The organism is Streptomyces sp. AC555_RSS877, from assembly GCF_019049245.1.
Taxonomy (GTDB): Bacteria; Actinomycetota; Actinomycetes; order Streptomycetales; family Streptomycetaceae; genus Streptomyces.
In genome coordinates, this window is record NZ_JAGMUK010000040.1 from 365,883 (window position 1) to 387,582 (window position 21,700).

General features: G+C 71.6%; 18 protein-coding genes. 10 read left to right on the forward strand and 8 right to left on the reverse strand.

What is annotated here, in order from left to right:
* Window positions 1–293 precede the first annotated feature (293 nt).
* From KUM49_RS19010 to KUM49_RS19020, 3 genes are all read right to left on the reverse strand, one after another.
* Complete coding sequence (locus KUM49_RS19010; protein ID WP_217238045.1) at window positions 294–1,706, reverse strand: DEAD/DEAH box helicase; 1,413 nt, start codon at window positions 1,704–1,706, stop codon at window positions 294–296.
* A gap of 209 nt (window positions 1,707–1,915) precedes the next feature.
* Complete coding sequence (locus KUM49_RS19015; RefSeq protein WP_217238046.1) at window positions 1,916–2,830, reverse strand: AAA family ATPase; 915 nt, start codon at window positions 2,828–2,830, stop codon at window positions 1,916–1,918.
* A 2-nt stretch (window positions 2,831–2,832) separates the two neighbouring features.
* Window positions 2,833–4,041, reverse strand: coding sequence for a T4 RnlA family RNA ligase (locus KUM49_RS19020; protein ID WP_217238047.1), 1,209 nt, complete (start codon window positions 4,039–4,041; stop codon window positions 2,833–2,835).
* A gap of 254 nt (window positions 4,042–4,295) precedes the next feature.
* Between KUM49_RS19020 and KUM49_RS19025 the strand changes: the two genes are divergently transcribed.
* Window positions 4,296–5,510, forward strand: a complete 1,215-nt coding sequence (locus KUM49_RS19025; RefSeq protein ID WP_217238048.1) for an MFS transporter — start codon at window positions 4,296–4,298, stop codon at window positions 5,508–5,510.
* A 77-nt stretch (window positions 5,511–5,587) separates the two neighbouring features.
* Here KUM49_RS19025 and KUM49_RS19030 read toward each other — a convergent pair whose 3' ends face one another.
* The gene (locus tag KUM49_RS19030; RefSeq protein WP_374200173.1) at window positions 5,588–6,784 is read right to left on the reverse strand and encodes a glycoside hydrolase family 64 protein; all 1,197 of its coding nucleotides are present in this window, start codon (window positions 6,782–6,784) and stop codon (window positions 5,588–5,590) included.
* 194 nt (window positions 6,785–6,978) lie between these two features.
* On the opposite strand from KUM49_RS19030, the gene KUM49_RS19035 reads away from it, so the two are divergent.
* Together KUM49_RS19035 and KUM49_RS19040 are read left to right on the forward strand one after the other, a co-directional pair.
* Window positions 6,979–7,404: a VOC family protein gene (locus tag KUM49_RS19035; RefSeq protein ID WP_217238050.1), complete on the forward strand. Its 426-nt coding sequence runs from the start codon at window positions 6,979–6,981 to the stop codon at window positions 7,402–7,404.
* Window positions 7,405–7,578: 174 nt separating this feature from the next.
* Complete coding sequence (locus tag KUM49_RS19040) at window positions 7,579–8,172, forward strand: ALF repeat-containing protein (protein ID WP_217238051.1); 594 nt, start codon at window positions 7,579–7,581, stop codon at window positions 8,170–8,172.
* A 198-nt stretch (window positions 8,173–8,370) separates the two neighbouring features.
* Here the strand turns inward: KUM49_RS19040 and KUM49_RS19045 are convergent, their stop codons facing one another.
* A complete protein-coding gene (locus KUM49_RS19045) occupies window positions 8,371–9,003 on the reverse strand; it encodes an NADPH-dependent F420 reductase (RefSeq protein WP_217238052.1) in 633 nt (210 codons plus the stop codon).
* A 319-nt stretch (window positions 9,004–9,322) separates the two neighbouring features.
* On the opposite strand from KUM49_RS19045, the gene KUM49_RS19050 reads away from it, so the two are divergent.
* Window positions 9,323–9,943, forward strand: coding sequence for a GPP34 family phosphoprotein (locus KUM49_RS19050; RefSeq protein WP_217238053.1), 621 nt, complete (start codon window positions 9,323–9,325; stop codon window positions 9,941–9,943).
* Window positions 9,944–10,016: 73 nt separating this feature from the next.
* Here KUM49_RS19050 and KUM49_RS19055 read toward each other — a convergent pair whose 3' ends face one another.
* Window positions 10,017–11,159, reverse strand: a complete 1,143-nt coding sequence (locus KUM49_RS19055) for an acetamidase/formamidase family protein (protein ID WP_217238054.1) — start codon at window positions 11,157–11,159, stop codon at window positions 10,017–10,019.
* Window positions 11,160–11,301: 142 nt separating this feature from the next.
* Here KUM49_RS19055 and KUM49_RS19060 point away from each other — a divergent pair, with 142 nt between their 5' ends.
* Window positions 11,302–12,048, forward strand: coding sequence for a sulfite exporter TauE/SafE family protein (locus KUM49_RS19060; RefSeq protein WP_217238055.1), 747 nt, complete (start codon window positions 11,302–11,304; stop codon window positions 12,046–12,048).
* Window positions 12,049–12,195: 147 nt separating this feature from the next.
* Here KUM49_RS19060 and KUM49_RS19065 read toward each other — a convergent pair whose 3' ends face one another.
* Complete coding sequence (locus KUM49_RS19065) at window positions 12,196–14,397, reverse strand: cytochrome P450 (RefSeq protein ID WP_217238056.1); 2,202 nt, start codon at window positions 14,395–14,397, stop codon at window positions 12,196–12,198.
* Between the two features lie 132 nt (window positions 14,398–14,529).
* Window positions 14,530–15,612: an NAD(P)-dependent alcohol dehydrogenase gene (locus KUM49_RS19070; protein WP_308406659.1), complete on the reverse strand. Its 1,083-nt coding sequence runs from the start codon at window positions 15,610–15,612 to the stop codon at window positions 14,530–14,532.
* A 72-nt stretch (window positions 15,613–15,684) separates the two neighbouring features.
* Between KUM49_RS19070 and KUM49_RS19075 the strand changes: the two genes are divergently transcribed.
* From KUM49_RS19075 to KUM49_RS19095, 5 genes are all read left to right on the forward strand, one after another.
* A complete protein-coding gene (locus KUM49_RS19075; protein ID WP_217238057.1) occupies window positions 15,685–17,130 on the forward strand; it encodes an aldehyde dehydrogenase in 1,446 nt (481 codons plus the stop codon).
* 11 nt (window positions 17,131–17,141) lie between these two features.
* Entirely contained in the window at window positions 17,142–18,332 is a 1,191-nt protein-coding gene (locus KUM49_RS19080; protein WP_217238058.1) for a CdaR family transcriptional regulator, read from the forward strand.
* Between the two features lie 261 nt (window positions 18,333–18,593).
* The gene (locus KUM49_RS19085) at window positions 18,594–19,616 is read left to right on the forward strand and encodes a zinc-binding dehydrogenase (protein WP_217238059.1); all 1,023 of its coding nucleotides are present in this window, start codon (window positions 18,594–18,596) and stop codon (window positions 19,614–19,616) included.
* Window positions 19,613–20,992, forward strand: coding sequence for an amidohydrolase family protein (locus KUM49_RS19090; RefSeq protein ID WP_217238060.1), 1,380 nt, complete (start codon window positions 19,613–19,615; stop codon window positions 20,990–20,992). The genes KUM49_RS19085 and KUM49_RS19090 overlap by 4 nt, the downstream gene beginning before the upstream one ends.
* Window positions 20,993–21,020: 28 nt before the next feature.
* A complete protein-coding gene (locus KUM49_RS19095; protein WP_217238061.1) occupies window positions 21,021–21,674 on the forward strand; it encodes a flavin reductase family protein in 654 nt (217 codons plus the stop codon).
* The last annotated feature ends 26 nt before the right edge of the window (window positions 21,675–21,700 follow it).

Below are 21,700 nucleotides of genomic sequence, written 5' to 3' on the forward strand. Positions count from 1 at the left end.
CCGACCCGGGGAAGCGGCCGAGCCTCGGCGGCCGGAGAGCACGCGGGCGTATCCGGCCGCGCACCGCGTGCAGGTTGGCACGCGGTTTCTCCTCCCACGGTCGCTCGTCAAGCCGTTGATCGCATACGGACGCAGCACGGAAGCGAACATGCCGGTCCGGCCTCCGGACCTCGCCGTGTGTTCCTTCCGGTGCCGCAGGCGGCGAGGGCGGCATGCGTACGGCAGGTCATGGCAACCCCTGAGCACTCCTGAACCGGTGCCCCACCGACGGCCGTGCGCAGGTCCGTCCGGCGTCAGCGGCCCTTGCGTACCCGGGCCGCCGCACGGGCTTCCGCGGTCTTGCGGGCCTCGGCGGCTTTGCGGGACTCCTTCGCGGGACGGCCCGGGCGGGTGCCGATGCCGCGGAAAGGGGCGTTGCCGGCCTTCGGGCCGACCGGAGGGCGCTTCGCCCCGGTGAGGGCGGTCAGTTTCTCCTCGCCGGAGCGTACGTGTGTGACCGTCGGCCGGATTCCGGCGTCGGACATCATCCGGTTCACGTCGCGCTGCTGGTTGGGCGTGACCAGGGTGACCACGCTCCCGGACTCCCCGGCGCGCGCCGTGCGCCCACCCCGGTGCAGGTAGTCCTTGGCGTCGGCCGGCGGGTCGACGTTGACGACGAGGTCGAGCGCGTCGATGTGAATGCCCCGTGCCGCGACGTTGGTGGCCACCAGAACGGTGATCTCACCGTTCTTGAACTGGCCGAGCGTGTGCATGCGCTGCGGCTGCGACTTCCCGCTGTGCAGGGCGGACGCCCGTACGCCGCTGGCCCGCAGGTGGCGGGTGAACTGGTCCACGCCGGCCTTGGTGTCCAGGAACATCAGCACCCGGCCGTCCCGCGCGGCGATTTCCGTCGCGGTCGCGTACTTGTCGGCGGCGTGGATGTTCAGCAGGTGGTGTTCCATCGTGGTGACCGAGCTCGCGAGCCGGTCGACCGACGCGAGCACCGGGTCGTTCAGGTGGTCGCGCACCAGCTGGTCGACGTTGCGGTCGAGGGTGGCCGAGAACAGCAGCCGCTGCCCGCCGGAGGGGAGCTGGTCCATGATGTCCGACACCTGCGGCAGGAATCCCAGGTCGCACATCTGGTCCGCCTCGTCCAGCACCGTGATCCGCACGTGGTTCAGGAGGCAGTCCCGGCGCGAGACCAGGTCGGCCAGCCGCCCCGGCGTCGCGATGACCACCTCCGCTCCGGTCTTCAGCAGTGCCGACTGCCGGTTGATCGACAGCCCGCCGACCACAGTCGCCAGTCGTACGTTCAGCACCTTCGCGTACGGCTCCAGCGCGTCGCTCACCTGCTGGGCGAGTTCCCGGGTCGGTACCAGGACCAGCGCGAGCGGCCGCTTCGACTCCGCTCGCACGCCTGCCGTCCGGACGAGCAGCGCAAGACCGAACGCCAGCGTCTTGCCGGAGCCGGTGCGTGCGCGGCCGAGGACGTCGCGGCCGGCCAGCGCGTTGGGCAGCGTCGCCGCCTGGATCGGGAAGGGTTCCGTCACCCCGAGGCCGGTCATCGTCTTCGTCAGCTCGGGCGGCAGCCCGAGCGCGTCGAAGGACGCGGCCGGCGGCAGGCCCGGGGCCACCGTCCGCGGCATCGAGAGTTCGCCCTGCGGCGCTGTCTCCCGCCGGGGCTTGCCGACACGGGGGAGCCCAGGGGTCGACGGCTTCGCGTTCATGGGGAACCTTTCTGATCCGACGCCCGGAACACGCCGGGGTCCGTACCCCTTGGTACGGACCCCGGCGGTGTCGAAGCGTGCCCCCATTTTACCAGCGGGCGCCCGTGTGCCCGCCGGTCCGGTGGGCCCGTGCACCGTACCGGCGGGCCATCGCCGCCGCACGACGGCGGACAGCTGATCGTCCGGGCGCGTCGGCAGGGTGCCGCCGGCTAGAAGCTGCCGTAGTTGACCTGCCAGGTCGGCAGGCCCATACGGCGCCACACGGCGACGACGCGGTCGCGGTCGTCCAGGGAGACCCGCACCGCGAAGCGGTGGCGCACGTGCCGGTCGAAGAGCTCGGCCTTCACCACGTCGTCGCGGCGGCCGTCGCCGGCGGCGCGCATCCACAGCTCGTCGTACGGGACCTCGTGCGCACGCAACCACGCCTCCGTTCGCTCGCGGTGCTCCTCACCGCGGCCGGAGAGCAGGACGATGACATCGCCGTCGGCGCTCCGGAAGGAGTGCAGCGCCCCCCGCACCGACACGTTGAGCAGGTCTTCCTCGCAGCGCGTGAAGTCGTAGGGCCCCCGGGCACCCCGGAGGGCGAGCGTGCCGTCGATGTCGCACATGACCGCCGAGGGAAGCGCCGGGTCGGCGGTGTACGGCTCGAAGGAGGGCTCGTCGTTCAGCCACTGAGCGGTGAGCCGCCAGCCACCCCTGCGGGCCTTGGTGTGCTTGTCGGCGAGGATCCGGATGATCTCCTCGCCGACCGTCCTGTCCCGCTCGGCGTCGCGCCGTATGCACTCCTCCACCGGTACGTCGGTGAAGTCGTGCACGACGAAGGTGGCCAGGCCCGCCACCGCTGCCTTCAGCCGCTTCGGGATGTGCGGTGTCATGTGTGTGTTGTCCACCACGACGTCGAAACCGCCGTCGACGGCCGCCCGCACCGCCGCGTCCTGGACCGCCAGCACGGTCTGCTCGTGCGCGTACGACTGCCCGCGCTCGGGTGCCGGGATGTCGAGCATCGCCCGCAGGTCGTCGAGGTTGACGCGACGCATCCGGCCCTCGGACTCCGCCTGCAGTCCGCGCGCGGCGGTCGTCTTCCCCGAGGCGGGGAGCCCCGTCATGACGTGTACAACGGGCACGGTCAGTTCTCCTCGTCGTTCTTGAACGGGTCGGACGCCTCCGGCCGGGCGGAGCGATACGTGACGAGCTCGGTCGGGCGCCCGTCCAGGCGCAGGAACACGGCGGGGCGCAGTGCCGCGTCGGGCAGCGCACTCGCGGCGCGGGCGAAGGCTCCCCGGTCACCGACGAGCGGGGCCAGGGACCGGAACGCCTCGTCGATCGCACGCTCGCGGTCGTCCACCTGCTTCTCGATTCCCGCGATGACGCCGCGCACCCAGGCGTCGAACTCGTCGGGCACCTGCTCCAGCAGCGCGTCCAGGGGCCTGCCACCGGACGCGTCGATGTCCTGGGCCGAGCAGCCGAGCGCCTGGGCCACCTGCTTGGCGGGCAGGCCCGCGAACCGCTGGATGCCGTGACCGCGCCAGATGTCCCGCTCGGTCACCCCGGTGAGCACCTTGTGGAGCCGGACGTACTCGGCCAGCTTGGCCTTGGCCCGTACGCCCGAGGCGAAGCGCAGCACGAAGCCCTCCGCGTCGGTGCCCGTGGCCGCCCCTCCGCCGGGCAGCCGGTTGGCCTCGGCCATGGCCAGCAGCTCGGCGAGCGGCATGGGGGGCCAGACGGTGACCACCGAGCCGATGCCACGCCAGCCGGCCGCGGCCTCGGCCAGGGCGACCTCCGTGCCGTCCTTGCCGAACGCGGCCAGCAGCACCAGGTCACGACGGTCGCCGTAGTCGACGACGATCCGGTTCTGCGGGTACAGGATCTCGGCGAGGTAGGTCACTCCGGGGACGAGCCCGGAGGTGTCCTTCCCGTCGAGCAGACGCTGCGCCCACGTGGCCTGGGTGCTGATGAACGACCCCTTGGACGCGACCCGCCACCGGCCCGCGTAGTGGAAGACCACTGCCAGGCTGCCGTCGACCTTGTCGTACACCTCGAACGGTTCGTCGGGGAGGCCGGGCGCGTACGGCTGACCGGCCTCGTGCTCACCGACGTTGAAGAACTTCGGCAGCGGCAGCGCGACGACCTCACCGGTGGTGTCGTCGGCCACGAGGCCGCGGCAGCGCGTGGTCACCCGGTTCCACACCCGCTCGTACTGGCATGTCCTCGTGTACGTGTAGATGGACAGCGGCAGTTCCGGATGCGGCTTGCGCGTGACGTGCCCCGCGTCGAGCGCTGCCGCCAACTCCTGCGGCGGCAGCAGCTCATGAAGAGTCAGGTAGGCCTGGCTCATGTGTTCCTCCCCTTGCTGGTGCCTGATTGTCACGTGCGGGGAGGGCCGGTGAACAGCGGTTTTGCTGCGGGTGCCGAGCACAGCGCGACGGACGCCCGTACGGCTCCGAACACGAGATGGCATAGTGGTCCCTCGGCGCCGACCGGTCCAACGTCGGTCCACGTGGGGGTGGTTGGGGATCGGGGCGATCCCACAGGCCGCGGCGGGAGGATCCGTACCCGCGACTTGTCGGACGGTCGATCGGAGAGCGACGGATGCCGAGTGGACTCGTCGCGCTGGCACTCGGCGGGTTCGGCATCGGCCTGACCGAGTTCCTGATCGCCGGGCTGCTGCCGCAGGTGGCGTCGAGCTTCGCGGTGTCCGAGGCGGCCGCCGGCTGGCTGATCTCCGGGTACGCCCTGAGCGTCGCGATCGGCGCGATCGCACTGACCGCGGCGACGGCGCGGCTGCCCAGCAAGGAGGTCCTGGTCGGCCTGGTGGCCTTGTTCGTCATCGGCAACCTGCTGTCCGCCCTCGCGCCGAGCTATCCGGTGATGCTGCTCGGGCGGATCGTCGCTGCGTTGTGCCACGGTTCGTTCTTCGGTATCGGCTCGCTCGTCGCGCGCAGTCTGGTCGCGCCGGAGAAGAAGTCCCGTGCGGTGGCGGTCATGTTCGCCGGGCTGACGGTGGCGAACGTTCTGGGCGTGCCGTTCGGCGCGCTGGTCGGTGAACGCTGGGGCTGGAGAGCGGCCTTCTGGGCGGTCACCGCGATCGGCGTGCTCGCGATGGCGGGACTCGTCGCCTTCCTCCCCGGCCGGGCGGGAGAGGTCCCGTCGCCGACGGTGCCGGATCACTCGGACCCGGTACCGCTCAGCGGCCTGCGGGACCAGCTCCGTGCGTTCCGCTCCCGGCAGGTCTGGCTGACCCTGACGGCCACCGCGCTCGGCTACGGCGGGATGTTCGGCGCCTTCAGCTACATCGCCTACACCTTCACCGAGGTCGGCGGCTTCTCCCCGGCGGACGTCGCCTGGTTGCTGATGGTCTACGGCGTCGGCCTGGTCGTCGGGAACCTGGTCGGCGGGCGAGCGGCCGACCGTGACCGCGATCGCGCCCTGGTCCTCGCCCTGCTCGGACTCACCGTCACCCTGGCCGTGTTCGGTCTGCTGGCCGGCAACGCCACCGCGTCGGTGGTGCTGGTGTTCCTGATGGGGGTGTTCGGGTTCGCCGGCGTGCCCGGCATGATCACTCGCGTCACCGACTACGCCCACGGGGCGGCGCTGGCCGCCAGCGCCAACGTGTCCGCATCCAACATCGGCAACGCCCTCGGCGCCTGGCTCGGAGGTCTGGCCATCACCGCGGGCCTCGGCTACAGGGCGCCGCTCTTCGTCGGCGCCGGCATCGTCCTCATCTCCGTCATCGTCATGGTCGTTGCCGCACGCCGAGCCGGCTCACCCGCGCACAACGGACTGAGCACTGCGGATGAGGCGTAGAACTCGTCGGTGGCTGCCCGCGCAGGCACAACGGCATGTGCCCGCACGCGGCCGTGACCGCGTGCGGGACACCCGGGTCAGCTGAAGGGATCCAGGGTGAGGTAGGCCTGACGGGGATTGCCGTCGTGCACGAGGGACTCGTGGTGTCCGACGTCGTCGAAGGCGAAGGCGTACGCCTTCCCGTCGGTCATCTGCGCGTGGATGCTCCGGGCGTAGTGGTTGGTCACCGCGTCCTGGTAGAAGCCGGCCGCCGAGGCGTCCGGCTGACGGGGGTTCACCAGCAGGGTGGAACGGTTGAACCCTGCGCACAGGGTGCGCGAGATCGGCCCGCGTACCGCGTCGTTGGGCGCGTCGAGGAGCTTGTGGCAGCCGAAGATGCTGTCCGCGTCCGGTTTCTGGAAGCTGGTGACGACTGCGCCGGAACTGTTCGTGAAGTTCATGACGTTGCCCGAGACCCGGCCGTGGTACGTGGTGTTCGGCTGGTCCGCGAACGGGGTGACCGTCAGCGTCGTCGTCGCGTACTTCTGCCAGACGCGGTTGACGTAGTCGTCCATCACCGAGGCGGGCAGGGCCCCGCTCTGCAGACCGTGTCCGGGGGAGAGCGCCCGCAGGACCGTGCCGTCGGACCGCGTCTGGACGAGGTTGCCCCATCCGCCCGACTGCCCGCGCAGGGCGTTGAGGACCGCGTTGTATCCGCCCGGCTTGAGGCGCCCGGTGCTGGTGGTGCTGCCGTCGGCGCGTTGCACGCCGACGGCGTAGGGTGCGGCGAACATGTCCACCTGGGTGCTGTTGAGCCACAGCCCGGCATCGTTGAGCGTGTACTCCGACCAGTTGAACAGGATGTTCCGGTTCGGGTCGCTCGGGTTCTGCACGGCGGGCTGCACCAGGCCGCCGGTGGTCAGCCGGAAGACCAGCTTCTGGCCGTAGGAGAAGTAGATCCGGCCGGAGAACTTGGGTATCCGGATCGTCGCCGACTGCCCTGCGGCCGGCCCGGGGATGGCTGCGTCCGGTGCCGGTGTGGGCGGGTTGCCGCCGGCGGGCCAGGGGTGGAACGTGCCGCCCGCGTCGGCCCAGCCCTGCTGGCCGGTCGAGAGCAGGGTGCCGAGGTTGTAGACGTAGACCGGCCCGCTGCGGGCGGAGTTGTTGGTGATCTTCAGGGGGATCGTGGCGGGCACCGCCTGCGCGGGCGATGGCGCCGCGAAGGCAAGCAGCGCGCCCAGCAGGGCGGCTACCGCGGCCAGGGCCGCGAACGGGTGCTTGGCTGTGGGTTGCACTCTCGACCTCCGTGCGAGTGGGGGATGGAGCGGGAAACGGAGCTTGGTCCGTACCTTTTTGAGAGCGCTCTCAGCGTCGCGCTGGGGCCAGGACATGTCAATGAGTAGGGCGCAAGGGCCTGTTGGACTCGCCCACGCCGTGGCACGCGCCTGATGTCCGCCCGATCGGCCACGGCTCACGGCACAGTGAGGGGATGAACGCAGAGGAGGGGAACATCCTGGCCCGGGGGCGCGTGGCGACCAGGCTCCCGGCGCAGGACCTGGAGCGGGCACGGCGTTTCTATGCCGAACGGCTCGGTCTGGAGCCCGTCGACGAACGGCCCGGTGGGCTGCTCTACCGGTGCGGAGGCACTGACTTCGCCCTGTTCGCGTCAACGGGTGCCTCACCCGGGACCTTCACCCAGATGGGATGGGAGGTCGACGACCTGGAAACAGTCGTCGCGCAACTCAAGCAACGTGGCGTGGTGTTCGAGGAGGTCGACCTGCCCGGATTCCGAACGACGAACGGGGTCGCCGAGATCGACGGGAACTACCCGAGCAAGGGCGCACGGGGAGAACGCGCGGCCTGGTTCCGTGACAGCGAGGGAAACCTGCTGGGTATCGGCGAGCCGGTCGTCTGAGCCGGTACATGTGGGCGTGGGCGCGGCTGTCGGTCATGAGGGGCGCGAGTGGCAGGACGTCGGCAATGAGGAGCCTGTGAACATTGCGCGTTCCGGGCAGTGACCTGGCCAGGCTCCCCTTGGGACAATGTCCCCGCTGCAACCCGTGACTTCGACAGAAGGTGGTTCCTCTCCGTGAGACTGACCCGCGTGACGCTCGCCGTGGCCGCCGGCGCCCTCGCCCCGGCCCTGCTCCTCTCCACTCCGTCCTTAGCCGCCGCCACGCCGCCGTCGATCGCGGCCCCGGCGTCGGACACGGGCTCCCCCTACGACGAGATGGACGCGGACGACCTGCGCATCGCGATCGCCCGCATCCTGGCCGACCCCGACAGCGGCAAGCGCGTCACCCAGGAGGCCAACGAGCTCCTCGACGGCGGCACCGTGGAGGAGATGCGCGCCTGGCTCAAGGCCGGTTACCGTCTCGCTCAGGCCGAGGACGACCGCGTCGCCATCGCCAGGCTCCTCGCCGACCCCGACAGCGGCAGGGCCGTCGTCCGTGAGGCCAACAAGGCCCTCGACGACGGCAGCCCCGAGGTCGTGCGCGCATTCCTCGAGACCGGCCTCCGGCTGGCTCAGGCCGAGGACGACCGCGTCGCCATCGCGCGGATCCTGGCGGACCCCGGTATCAGCGACGCCCTGCGCGCTGCGGCACACGCGGCCCTGGACGACAACACCCCCGAAGCGCTGCGCTACTTCCTTGAGGCCGGCCAGTACGAGGTCGACCGCTAGGCCTGCCGTTGGGTCAGGCCGGATCGGCCGGCGGGGCCTCGTGCGCGCAGCCGCACCGCGAGGCCCCGCCGGTCAAACGCCTCGCTCAGGCCGCCGGGACGCGTACGGCCGGCGCCATGGACCGCCGGGTGCACGACCCCTCGGAAGTGCGGCACCCTCGGCACCTACCCAGGAGAGCCGGGCGGCGGCGACGTCGGACTAGGACTGGGCAGAAGGACGGGTGACCACGTTGATGTTGAACGTGTGGGTCCCCAGACCGCCCGCGATGCCCATGAAGAGCAGGGCGAAGTGCTCCTGTCCTCGCGCGGTGGTGATGCCGCCGATGTCCAGCTGGGACGACGGGGGCCAGCCGAGGTCGGTCAGCAGTCGGCCGGTGGTCCGTTTGGCTTCGGCGTCGTCGCCGGAGAGGAAGACGGTGCTCGGTCCGTCGAGACCGTCCGGGGCGGTCATCACGGTGGAGTCCATGGTGCACAACGTCTTGACGACGGGGGTCAGGGGGAAGGCCTTCTGGATCTGTTCGGCCAAGCTGTCGTTGGGGTGCGAGAGTTCGGTGAAGTCGTCGGAGAGGCCGACCCCGACGTCGATGAGTAAGGTGCCGGCCAGGGCCGGTGCCCCGATGGAGTGCAGCAGTTCCACCGAGACGGTTCCCGGGGTGGCGTTGACCAGTACCTCCGCGTGGGCGGCTGTCTCGCTCAGGCCCGCCACGGGCAGACCGACGTCCGCCCGTTCCTTGGGCCGACGTGAACCGAGGAGCACGTCGTGCCCTGCGGCGGTCCAGCCGTGGGCCAGCGCGCGGGCGACGTTTCCGGTGCCAAGTAGTCCTATACGCATGGCGTGACGCTAACCGTCGTCGCAGCTGCGCGAATCGGACCGCGGGCCCGGGTCGACCGGCACCAAAGACCTGGTTCTGTGGTCGCTCACCCTGGCAGGCCTGCGATCTGGTTCGACGTCGGGAAACGACCTGCCGCAGCTGGGCGGCCGGCCGGCCCGTAACGCAACCGCGTTTCATATTTCGGGACGGTGTCTTGCATTGACGTGAGAGCTCTGGGCCCGTCATAGTGCTGCGCATACTTCCTCGGGATCTGGTTCGGTTGCCCGGTCCGGAAGAACCCCGAAGCTGAAGCCCAAGTGCCGTACTGGGGAGACCGGGATGAAGACCGATGCCACGTCCAGCCTTTGCGGAGACTTCATGCTGGCCGTGTACCTGGACGGTCAAGGCCGTGTTCCCGGCTATGCCGCCGGCCTCGGCTTCGGCCTGAGCGGGGCGATGCTGATGGAACTCGCTCTGGACGGCGCCATCGACACCGTGGACGGACACCTCGTCGCCGTCCACGGCGCACGGCCGCACGACCGCGCGCTCGGCGAGGCTCTCGTGCGGATCCGGTCGTCTCGCAAGCCGCGTACGGCATCGGAGTGGGTCGGGGTTTTGAGCGTCGGCGCACACAGGACCCTGTCGGCCGGCTTGATCGCCGAGGGTGTCCTCGTTCGTACGCCGGGACGGTTGCCGTTGCCCGCCGGGTGGGCTCGCCGCTACCACGTCCTGTGCGAGGAGAGGCGGGATGCCGCGGTCCGGTCTCTTGGCGGTGCGGCCGACCCCTCGAAACGCTCGGTCGCGCTGGCCGCACTGGCGAGTGCGTGCGGGGCCGGGTCGGGCGGTCGGGAGTGGAGCGAGTCCGAGGCGGTGCTGCGGTCCATGAGCCCGGCCTGTGCCCAGATCCTGACCGCGGTCGCCGACCGTGTGTGGCGCGGAGCGCTCCCTTCCTGGACCTGAGCCCGCCGCCTGGTCCGTGGTGCCCTGCCGCGGCGGGACATCGGTGCGTCGGCCGGTCGGTGCCGATGACCGGTCAGCGCGGTCGGCGGACTTCGAGGAAGTCCGCCTTGCGGATCTTCGCGTGGACACCCTTCACGTCGTCGACGACCTGGGAGACCGCGAAGTCGCCTGCCGCGCTGAGGTACGCCATCGCCAGATGGCGGTCGATGCCGTAGTCGGTCACGAGCAGGTCCAGCGCGCAGCGCACGCAGTCGCGCATCGCCTCGTTCAGATCCTTGTCCAGGCCGATCGGCACCAGGTGGTCGGCCGTCTCGGCGAACGGGGCGACGCGGCCGTGGCCGGGCCGCAGAGCCGCACCGGCCGGCACCACCTCGAGCTTCACGGTGGCGCGCAACGACGCCTCGAACGCGGTGAGGGCGACCTCGCCGTCGCCCTGGGCGAAGTGGGGGTCCCCGAAATAGACCAGCGCGTCGTCGACCTGCACCGGGAGATACAGCGTGGCGCCCTCGCCGAGCAGCGAGATGTCGATGTTGCCCCCGTGCCGCCCCGGCGGCACCGAGTGCGGCCGCTCGTTACCGGACACCGCCACGCCCATCACGCCGAGGAAGGGCCGCAGCGGGAAGCGCAGTGAGCCGTGGGAGGGGTCCGCGGGATCCACCGCCATCCGGCCCCAGGCGCCGTGGCTGTCCGCGTGTGCCGTGGCGAAGGTGAACAGGGGACCCGGCAGCGACGGCATCTCGCCGGGGAGTGCGCCGAAGCCGTGGCGTGCGGAGACCATGCCGTACGGAACGCGTGGGGTGAGGCCGAGGACGGTGATGGCGAGCAGATCGCCGGGCCGGGCGCCGGCCACGGCGATCGGCCCGGTGACGAGGTGTGGCCCGTCGTCGTCGAAGTCGTGCGGCATACCGGAGTCCGCCACCTGCTGGGCGTCGTCGAGCACATGCCCGCCGCCGACGCCGTAGCGGCCGAAGAACTCGACGGGGTTGCGGCCCTGGTCCTCCAGCACTCCCTCGTGGCTGAGCGTGTCGACCGTGACGACGGAGCCCGGTCGCACGACCGCGCACGGAGCGTCCGCCTCGCACGGAAGGCGGCCCCACAGGGTGTTGTCGGGCGTGGCCGGGACGTACGTCGTCGACGCGATCGCTCCGTGGCCGGGCTGGAGGATCGGGAAGCCGGTCGCGGCGACGTCGAGGAGGGGCGAGTCGATCGCAGTCATGGCCGACCTTTCATGGAGGGGAAGGGCTGGCCCGACGCTAGGAACGTCCCGTTGCCTGGGTGTTTCCGGTGAGGGTCCATGGCGTAACGCTGTCTCGTATGTCAACATGGCATCTCGCATAACTTGCTGTGGAGGGACCCGGATGGACGTCGGCGACGTTGTTCTCATCGGCGGTGCCGGCCTCGTCGGCGGATTCGTCAACTCCATCGCCGGCGGCGGGTCACTGCTCCTGTTCCCCGCGCTGGTCGCCGGCGGGCTGGGTACGGTCGCCGCCAACGTCACCAACTCCGTGGCGCTGTGGCCGGGCTACCTGGGCAATGTCGCCGCGCTGCGGGGGTCTTCCCGCCCGTCTTCCGTGACGTCGCTGGCGGTCGTGTCCGCGGTGGGCGCCGCCGGCGGGTGCGTGCTGCTGCTGCTCACGCCGTCGCGGGTCTTCTCGGTCGCCGTGCCGTTCCTCGTCCTCGGCGCCAGCGCCCTCCTCGCCTTCCAGCCCCGGTTGCGGGCACTGCTCGGCGCCGCTCACGGTGCCCACCGCGGCAAGCTCTACGCCGGCACGTTCGCCGCCGCGGTCTACGGCGGTTACTTCGGCGGGGGACTGGGGCTCATCCTGATGGCCCTGCTCGGCCTGACGCTGTCCGCTCCGCTGGCCGAGGTGAACGTCCTCAAGGGGACGCTGCAGCTGGTCGTGGCCACCGTGTCGCTCGTCGCGTTCGCGTTGTTCGGCCCCGTGCACTGGATGCTCGTGCTCGTGGTCGCGCCGTCGTCCCTGGCCGGCGGAGTGCTCGGAGGTCGGCTGGCGACGAGGCTGAGCGAGCCGGTACTACGTGCCGTCGTGGTCGTCTTCGGCGTGCTGGCGGGCGTCTGGCTGGGTATCCGCGCCTTCGGCTGACCGTTCCTGGAGGCGGTCGTCAGGCCGTGCCGGGCCGCACGCAGCGCGGGTCCCACGGCGAACGTCGCGTTCGCCGTGGGACCCGCGCTGCGTGCGGCCGGTGGGCGGCGGTCGGGAACCGAACGCCGCCCACCGGCCGACCAGGGCTCAGAGGTCGAGGACGAGTCGGTCGCCCTGACAGCGGCCGACGCAGATCATCATGGTGCGCCCGGCGAGGCGTTCCTCGTCGGTGAGCACGGAGTCCCGGTGCTCCGGAGTCCCGGCGAGCACGCGGGTCTCGCAGGCGCCGCAATATCCCTTCTCGCAGTCGTAGGACAGGCCGCTCACGGCGTCGCGCAGGACCTCGATGAGACGGCGGTCGGCCGGCACGGTGAGAGTGACTCCCGTGCGCGCGAGCTGGACCGCGAAGTCCCGGTTCTCCGCGGCGTCGTACGCCGTCTCGAGGCCGTCGCCGGCGGCGAAGCGCTCCAGGTGCAGCCGGTCGGTGAGGTCCAGGCGGGCGCACTCGCGCTCCACGGCCGCCAGCATCGGGGCCGGCCCGCAGGCGTAGACGGCGGTGTCCGTGTCCAGCCCGCCCAGCAGCCGGGGAAGGTCGGGCAGTCCGGCCTCGTCCTGGGGGAGCAGGGTGAGCCTGTCACCGGCGACCGCGGCGAGCTCGTCGGCGAACGCCATCGTCGAGCGGGTGCGCCCGCCGTACACGACGGTGAAGGGCGTGCCGCGCCCGGCGGCCGCACGGACCATGGCGAGGACGGGGGTGACGCCGATGCCGCCCGCGACGAACAGGTAGGACGGCGCCTCCACGAGCGGGAAGTGGTTGCGCGGCCCGCGTACCGCGAAGGTTGCCCCCGGGCCGGCGAGTTCGTGCAGTTCGACCGAGCCGCCCCGGCCCTTCGGCTCACGCAGGACGCCGATGCGCCACGTCGTGGCGTCGGCGGGGTCACCGCACAGCGAGTACTGACGCAGCCTGCCCGAGGGCAGACGCAGCTCGACGTGCGCGCCGGGCCGCCATGCGGGGAGTTCGGAGCCGTCCGGCAGGCCGAGCTCCACGGCGAGCACGTCCTGGGCCGCGGCGCGCACCGCGGTCACCCGCAACGGGGTGGGTGTGCTCAGCGCGCTGACCGCGCCCGCCGCGGCGGTCGTCCGGGGACCGGGCGTGAATATCACCGGTGCCGCGTCCCAGCCGGACTGGTTGCCGCGCGTCGGGTAGGGGACGAGCCCCTCCTCGATCACCCGGTAGTCGGGCAGCCGGGTCAGGACCTGCGTCATCATCGCGCGGAACATGGCTCGGGCGAGGTGCGCGCCCGCGCACCGGTGCGAGCCGATGCCGAAGCTGAGGTGCCGACTGGCGTCGCGGTCGAGTCGTACCTCCTCGGGGTCGGGGAACACGGCGGGGTCGTGGTTCGCGGCGACCCACGGGATCAGCACCCGGTCGCCCGCGTGCATCGGGCAGCCACCGACCTCGACGTCCCCGGTGACGGTGCGCGCCATCGACTGCGACGGGGCGAACGCGCGCAGGAACTCCTCGGTCGCGCTGTCCAGCAGATCGGGGGAGTCGATCAGCCGCTGGCGCTGCTCGGGGTGGCGAGCGAGGTGGACCAGCGTGGATCCGGTCAGGGAGGTGGTGGTGTCGACGCCGCCGGCGATGAGCAGGCCGATCACCGACACCAGCTCGTCCACCGTGAACTCGCTGCCGTCGCCGCGTCGCCCGGCCACCAGTGTGCTGACCGCGTCGGCCCGTGGTGCGGAGCGGCGCTCGGCGATCAGCTCGCGGATGCGCTGGTCCATGTAGGCCAGTCCGGCGGCCCCGCGCGCGGCGCGCTCGCTGCCGGCCGGCGCGGCGAAGATGTCGTGGATCGGCCCGGCCAGCTTCGCCCAGTCCTCCTCGGGGAAACCCAGCCAGTCCAGGGTGACCGCGGCAGGCAGCGGGTTGGTGAGGTCGCGGACGAAGTCGCAGGATCCGAGCTCGACGAAGCCGTCCACGACCCGGGCGGCGTGGCGCTCGATCATGGGCACCAGCTGCCCGACCGCCTCCGGGGTCAGCAGCGGGTTGATCAGTTGCCGGTACTCGGTCGACTGCGGCGGATCGAGTTCGATCGGATACTGATCGAGCCCCGGCCCCTTGGGGATGACGATGCCGACGCCCTGGCCGCCGTGGTCGCTGCGGGCCGAGGAGAATGTCGCGTCATCGCGGGCGATGCGGGCCACGTCGGCATACCGGGTGGTGTAGGTGAAGCCGCCGTAGGCGGCGGACCGGCCTACCGGGCAGGTCTCGCGCAGGCGCGCGTAGTAGGCGACCGGATCGGCGTTGGCCTCGTCGGAGTGGTGGTCGAAGTCGATGTCGGCGGACATGGTGGGCACGCTCCACGTGCTCGGCCTTCTGCGCGGTGTTGTCCGGCCGCGCCACCGGATGTCTGGTGCCTCATCGGCGTCGCCACCCTAAGGTGCCGCCGCGGTGGGCGACAACGCCGGGTGGCCGACGTCTCAGAAGGTCAGCACAGCTTTGCCGACCGAGCCGGACCGGATGGCCGCGACGGCCTCGTTGATCTGCTCGAACGGGAAGTAGGTGATCATCTTCTCGACCGGGAACCGGCCCTTGGCGTTGAGCTCCAGCAGCTGGGGCAGGTACACCTGCGGCAGGCTGGACCCGGCGATGATGCCGGTGACACTGCGCCCGTTGAGGATGCTGCGCCACTCGAAGCTCATCGACTCGCTCGGGCCGATGCCGATGACCCCGGCGCGGCCGAGCGGCCCGAGAGACTCCACCGCTGTGCGCAGGACGTCCTCGCGCCCGGTGGTGTCGATGACGAAGTCGAATCCCTCGGGGACGAGGGCGGTCAGCTGCTCGGCGGCCGGCCCGGCCGAGGAGTCGACGGTGTGCGTGGCGCCGTAGCCGCGGGCCGCCTCGAGCCTGGCCGGGTTCACGTCGACCGCGGCGACGATCGCGCAGCCGCTCAGCGAGGCCGCGATGATGGCGGCCACGCCGACAGCCCCCGCCCCGAAGACCGCGATCGAGGAGCCGGGGCGCGGCTGGAGCACATTGAGCACGCCGCCGGCGCCGGTCTGGAAGCCGCAGCCGAAGGGGCCGGCCCGCAGCAGGTCCAGCGACGGGTCGATCCTGACGACCGCCCGCTCCGGTGCGACGACATGACTGGCGAACGACGACTGGCCCAGGAAGTGGGCGTTCACCTCACGCCCCTCATGGGTGACAGCGGTGGTGCCGTCGGGGCGGCGGCCGGAGAAGTTCACCGCGTCGAAGCTGCGGCAGTAGGCGGGCGACCCGGTGCGGCACAGGGTGCACGTGCCGCATGACGCGAAGGACATGGCGACGTGGTCGCCCGGGCGTACGGAGGTGACGCGGGCGCCGACCTTCTCGACGACGCCCGCCCCCTCGTGCCCGAGCAGCGCGGGCGTGGGGAAGAAGGTGGCGAACTCGAGGTCGGTGCCGCAGATGCCGACGCCGACGACGCGGACGAGCACCTCGTCGGGGCGGGGTTCGGCCAGGTCCACCTCGGTCAGGACGAATGGCTGTCCGGGCTGCTCCAGCAGAGCGGCGGTGGCGCGCACGGGACCTCCTCAGTGACTCACATAGCGAGATCGCATATTGACATGCGTGACAAGGTCGGTCAAGGTTCACGTATGGCTGCTGTTGACTTCCCTTCTTCCCAGCACTTCGTCGACGGCGAGTGGGTCACGGCCCGCGACGGCGGCACGCTGGACATCATCGATCCGGCCACCCGACAGGTGATCACCAAGGTGGCGCTGTCGGGCCGGGCCGACGTCGGCGACGCGGTCGCCGCGGCGCGCCGCGCCTTCCCCGCCTGGGCGGCGACCAGCCCCAGCGAGCGCGGGACACTGATCCGGCGCTGGGCCGACCTGATCCTCGCCGACGTCGAGGCGCTGGCGGCCGTCGAGGCGAGGGACGTGGGCAAGCCGCTGTCCGGGGGCCGGACGAACATCTACATCGCCCACGACATCGTCAACTACTTCGCCGGTGCGGCCGACAAGCTCACCGGGGTCACGCTGCCGACCCGCAGCCCCGACTACCTGGGTTACACCGTTCCCGAGCCGTACGGCGTGTGTGCCGTCGTCATCCCGTGGAACGTACCTGCCGTGCTCATGGCCGCGAATGTCGCGCCGGCGCTCGCCGCGGGCAACACGGTCGTCCTCAAGCCGTCCGAGATCGCCCCGCTGTCCCCGTTCGCCTTCGCCGAACTCGCCCGCCGCGCCGGCTTCCCGCCGGGGGTGATCAACGTCGTCGCGGGCGGTCCCGAGGCGGGCGCCGCGCTGACCTCGCACCCGGACGTCGACCACATCAGCTTCGTCGGCTCGACCGCCACCGGGCGGGCGATCATGACGGCCGCGGCGCAGAACCTCGTCCCGGTGAAACTCGAACTCGGCGGCAAGTCGCCCAACGTGCTGTTCGCCGACGCCGACCTCGACACGGCGATCCCTGCGGTCGTCGCCTCGATCACCGAGAACGCGGGGCAGAACTGCTACGCCGGTTCCCGGCTGCTCGTCGAGGCCTCGGTGCACGACGAGGTCGTGGAGCGGGTCGCCGCCGCCATGGCCGCGATCAAGACCGGACCCTGGGAAGCCGACCTGGACATGGGGCCGCTGGTCAGCGCCGCGCAGTTCGCCCGCGTCAGCGGCTTCCTCGAGGACGCGCCTCGCGAGGGCGCGCGGCTGGTCACCGGCGGTGCTCCCGCCGGCGGCGGGTGGTTCGTCCAGCCGACCGTGTACGACCACGTGGACGCGGGCATGCGCGTCGCCCGCGAGGAGGTCTTCGGCCCCGTCCTCGCCGTGCAGTCGTTCCGCGACACGGCCGAGGCGACCGAACTGATGAACGCGACGGACTTCGGCCTGCTGGCCTGCATCTGGACCAACGACGTCTCCCGGGCCCTGCGGCTGGCGAAGGACGTCCGCTCCGGACAGGTGGCGGTCAACCAGTTCCACGACGCGGGAGTGATCGGCTTCCCGTTCAACATGCAGAAGGACAGCGGCTTCAGCCGGGGCGGCGGGTACGCGGCGCTGCGCGAGTACACCCAGGAGAAGGGCGTGGCCATCCGACTGTTGGCCCGCTGAGACCCGACACCATGGGAACCATCGCCGAGGCGTGGTCCGGACCGGCCCCGGACGAATGGGGGCCGGACGCCGAGCCTGCCGGCCTGGAGCGGGAACTGACCGAGGCCGTGCTCGCAGGCGCCGCGCGCTCGGACGTGCTCCGCGCGCTGTTGCGGGCGACCGGCCGGCAGGTGCGCCTGCTGTCCGCCGAGGGCGTGCCGCTGGCGACCACCGACGGCGGCGCGGGAGTGCCGGCCGTGGTGGCGGACAGCGTGCTCGCCGGCGTGGCCGAACCGGTGGTCGACACTCTCGACGGGCTGTGTGCCACGGCGCTTCCGGTGCGGGCGGGGACGACGGTGGGCGGTGTGCTGCTGACCGTCGGTCCCGCGGACCCGCGCGTGCAGGCGCTGGCAGGTGCCGCCGTCACGGCGCTCCTCATCGACGCGGTGCGCGCCGGGGACGCCTCGGCCGAGGTCTCGCCGCAGCACACACCCGCCGACGTCGTCGCCGCGCTGCGGTCCGGGACGGTGAGCCCGTCGGTGTCCGCGGCGGCGGTGCACCTGGGGATCGACATGCAGCGCCCGCCTGCCGGTGCCGTGCTGCACTACAGCGGCTCCCGCCTGCGCGCCTGGTCCACCGCTCTCACCTGGCTGGAGCACCCTGTGCAGCAGGACGAGCGCACGGCGTGGACGGTGGTGCCCGGTGAGGTCGTGCTCTCCCGCCTGCGAAGCAGGCTGCGCCTGATGACCGGCGACGAGTCCGCCGGCGACCACGTCGTCGCTGCGAGCGGCTCCCATCCCGACACGCCGATCGGGCTGGTCCGGTCCTTCACCGAGGCCGAACGGCTGCTCGGGCTGGCCAGGAGCCGACGCGTCCCGCTGCTCACCTTCGGTGGCTGCGGGGTGCTCCAGGTCCTGTTGCCGCTCCCGCGCGCGGAGCTCGAGGCGTACGCCGAGGCGCACCTCGGGCCGATCCGGCAGCGTCCGAAGCTGATGGCGACTCTGCGTGCCTGGCTGGCCGAGCGGGGCAGCCGGCAAAGCGTCTCCGAACAACTCCATCTCCACCGCAACTCGGTGGGTTACCGGGTCCGCCAGATCAAGACCCTCCTCGGCACGGACCCCCTGCTTCCGGCCGCCTCGGCGCAGTTGCACCTCGCGCTGGCGGCGCTCGACCTGCTCGCCGCCGACGACCAGCGGCTGCGCGGCGACGACGAGCCGGTTTAGCCGGCCACTGAACCGCCCTCAGCCGTGCCGCCGGGGGTGCGGCACATGCGTCCGCGCCCACTCACTTCGCCCCGCCCGGCCTGCGGCATGTGCCCTAACAGCAAGTGAGACGTCGGCAACAGCAGGTGAAACGCCGACGAAACCCAGTTTTTCCACACAAGCGTTGACAGCACTGGTCGGCATGGGCAGAGTGGCCCCACAATACGTTCCACCGCCTCGCAATGCGAGACGGCTGAGGTGAGGAGGGCCACGGTGCGAGCGATGGTGCAGACCGACTTCGGGGGAACCGAAGTCGTGTCGTTGCAGGACGTCCCGGAGCCGGTATGCGGTGAGCGCGACGTCGTCGTCGAGGTCGCGTACTGCGGGCTGAACCGCCTGGACCTGCTGCAGCGCAAGGGGCCGGGCCTGATCCCGGGCTTCCGCCTTCCGCACGTGCCGGGAATGGACTTCGCCGGAACGGTGGTGGCGACCGGATCCGCCGTCAGCTCCATCGTCCCAGGTGACCGGGTCATCGCCGATCCCACCCAGGGCTGCGGCAGCTGCCCGCGCTGCTCGGTGGGCGATCGTGCCTACTGCGCCAGCCCGCGCATCCTCGGCGGCAACGTCCCCGGCGCGCTGGCCGAACGCGTCCTGGCGTCCGCCGAATCGATCGTCCGGGTCCCGAAGTCCCTGCCGCTCGACGAGGCCGTCACCCTGCCCACCGCCTTCGCGACGGCGTGGCACGCGGTGCACACCGTCGGAGCACTGGACACCGGTGAGACCTTCGTGGTGCACGCCGCCGCGAGTCCCGTCAGCCTGGCGGCCATCGCGCTGGCCAAGCAGGCCGGTGCCTCGGTCGTCGCCTTCGCGGGCAGCGACGCGAAGCTGGCCGCGGCCCGCGCGGCCGGCGCGGACCTGGCCCTGCGCAACGACGAACCGGACCCGGCGAAAGCCGTGACGGCCTTCACCGACGGCGCCGGCGCGGACCTGGTCCTGGACCACGTCGGCACCGACACCTGGCGCACCTCACTGGACTGCCTCGGCATCCGCGGGCGTCTGGTGCTGCTGGGCAACACCAGCGGCGACCAGGTGTCCTTCTCGCTCCAGGAGGTCTTCCACCGTGGCCTGAAACTGCTGGGCGCCGGTGGCTACACCTCGGCCGACTTCGTCGCCGCCACCTCAGCCTGCTTCGCCGACGGCCTGCACCTGCCCACGGCCGCCCGGTTCCCGCTGGAGGACCTCGCCGACGCCTGGGACGTGCTCGGCGCCCGCGACACCATCGGAAAGGTCGTGATCAGGCCATGAACGACCTGCTGATCGTAGGTGGCGACATCGTCACCATGGACTCCGCACGACGGGTCCTCACCGGCGCGACGATCGCCGTGTCCGGGGACAGCATCGCCGCACTCGGCACGACCGAGGACCTGCGCGCCCGCTTCCCGGACGCACAGGAGATCGACGCGTCGGGCTGCGTCGTCATCCCGGGCCTCGTCGACGCCCACCAGCACACGACCGTCGACCCCCTGGTACGCAGCACGATCCCGGACCACATCAGCTCGCAGGAGTCGATCTTCGACTGGATCGTCCCGCTGCACGCCCACGCCGACGGCGACGACGACGAACTGGCCGCGACGATCACCGCCGTCGACTGCCTGTCCCGGGGCATCACCACGGTGCTGGAGCCGGGCACGGTGGCCCACCCGGAACGGGTCGCCGCGGGGCTGGCCGCCGCGGGTATCCGTGCGCGGGTCGGCGGCTGGGGCTGGGACGCCGAGGGCGTGCCGTTCGGCGCCCCGGCCGACGAGGTACTTGCCCGGCAGGAGGAGATCATCCGGGCCCTGCCGAAGACCGGGCCGGTCACTGGGTGGGTGACGCTCGTCGGCCACGACCTCGCCAGCGACGAGCTCTTCGCCGGAGCGGCGAATCTGGCCGAGCGCCTCGACACCGGACTGACCTGGCACGTCTCGCCCGGCCCCGCCGACGTCGAGGCCTACGCCAAGCGCTGCGGGCGCCGGCCGGTGGTCCACTTCGCTGAACTGGGCGTACTCGGCCCGCGCCTGCTGCTGGGCCACGCCGTGTGGCTCGACGACGCGGAGGTCGATGCGATCCTCGACACCCGTACCGCGGTCGCCGCCTGCCCGGGGGCCTACCTGCGTCTCGCCCAGGGCTACACCCGCGCCTCGCGCCACGCCGAGCTGGTGCGCCGGGGCGGCCGGGTGGCACTGGGCTGCGACGCCCACAACGCCGGCGACGCCCCGGACGTCCTCCTGGCCGCCTATCTGTTCGCAGGCCTCGAACGCGACCGTGACCTGCCTGACCCGATCCGCGCCGAGCAGGCCTTCGCACTCGCGACGGTCGACGGCGCCGAGGCGGTCGGACTCGGCGAACGGACCGGCTCCCTCGAAGTCGGCAAGGCCGCCGACCTCGTCGTACTCGACACCCGCGACCCCGCCTGGATGCCCCGGGGCGACCTGGCCCGCCAGCTCGTCTGGGGCCACGTCTCGCGCACCGTCCGTGACGTGCTGGTCGACGGCCGCGTCGTCTTCCGCGACCGGCAGCCGACCGGCATAGACCTGGCCGCCGTGGCCGAGGCCGCCGCCGAGCGATCCGCCGCCCTCCTGCGGCGCGCCGGCATCACGCCCCGCCCGACCTGGCCGGTACAGCCGGCGGGCACCCCGTAAAGGAGACCACCCGTTGAACGTCATCCACATGTCCGGACGCTCTCCGGCCCACAAGCAGGGCCTGCTCTCGCAACTCGTGGTGCCGCGGCCGATCGCGATGATCACCACTCTCGACCCGGACGGAGGCGTCAATGTCGCGCCGTACAGCTACTACATGCCGGTCAGCGGTGAACCGCCGCTGATCGCGGTCACCATCGGCGCCCAGCGGGAGGCCACTGCGGAGCCGAAGGACACCTGGCTCAACATCGAGCGCACGGGCGAGTTCGTCGTCAACGTCACCACCGCCGAACTCGCCGAGCACATCGAGGCGGTGGCCCGCGAATACCCCCGCGGCGTCAGCGAGATGGACGTCGCCGCATGGCGGTCGGTGCCCTCACAGGTCGTCGACACGCCGTCGCTGGCCGACAGCCCCGCGCACCTGGAGTGCCGCGTGCACGAGGTCATCGACCGAGGCGACCACACATCCTGCTTCTCGGGCGTGCACATCCTGCTCGCCGAGGTCGTCTGCATCACCACCGACGACTCGATCATGTCCGCCACGGACCGCATCGACCCCACCCAGGTCCGAGCGGTCGGGCGGATGGGCTTCCCGTGGTTCGTCACCGCCGGTGAGGAGTCCATCTTCCACCAGGAGCGGATCGCCTACGCCGACCTCGGCCGGGCCGACACGTCCGCCAACTGACCCCACCCCCCTCTTTCTCGCCACCG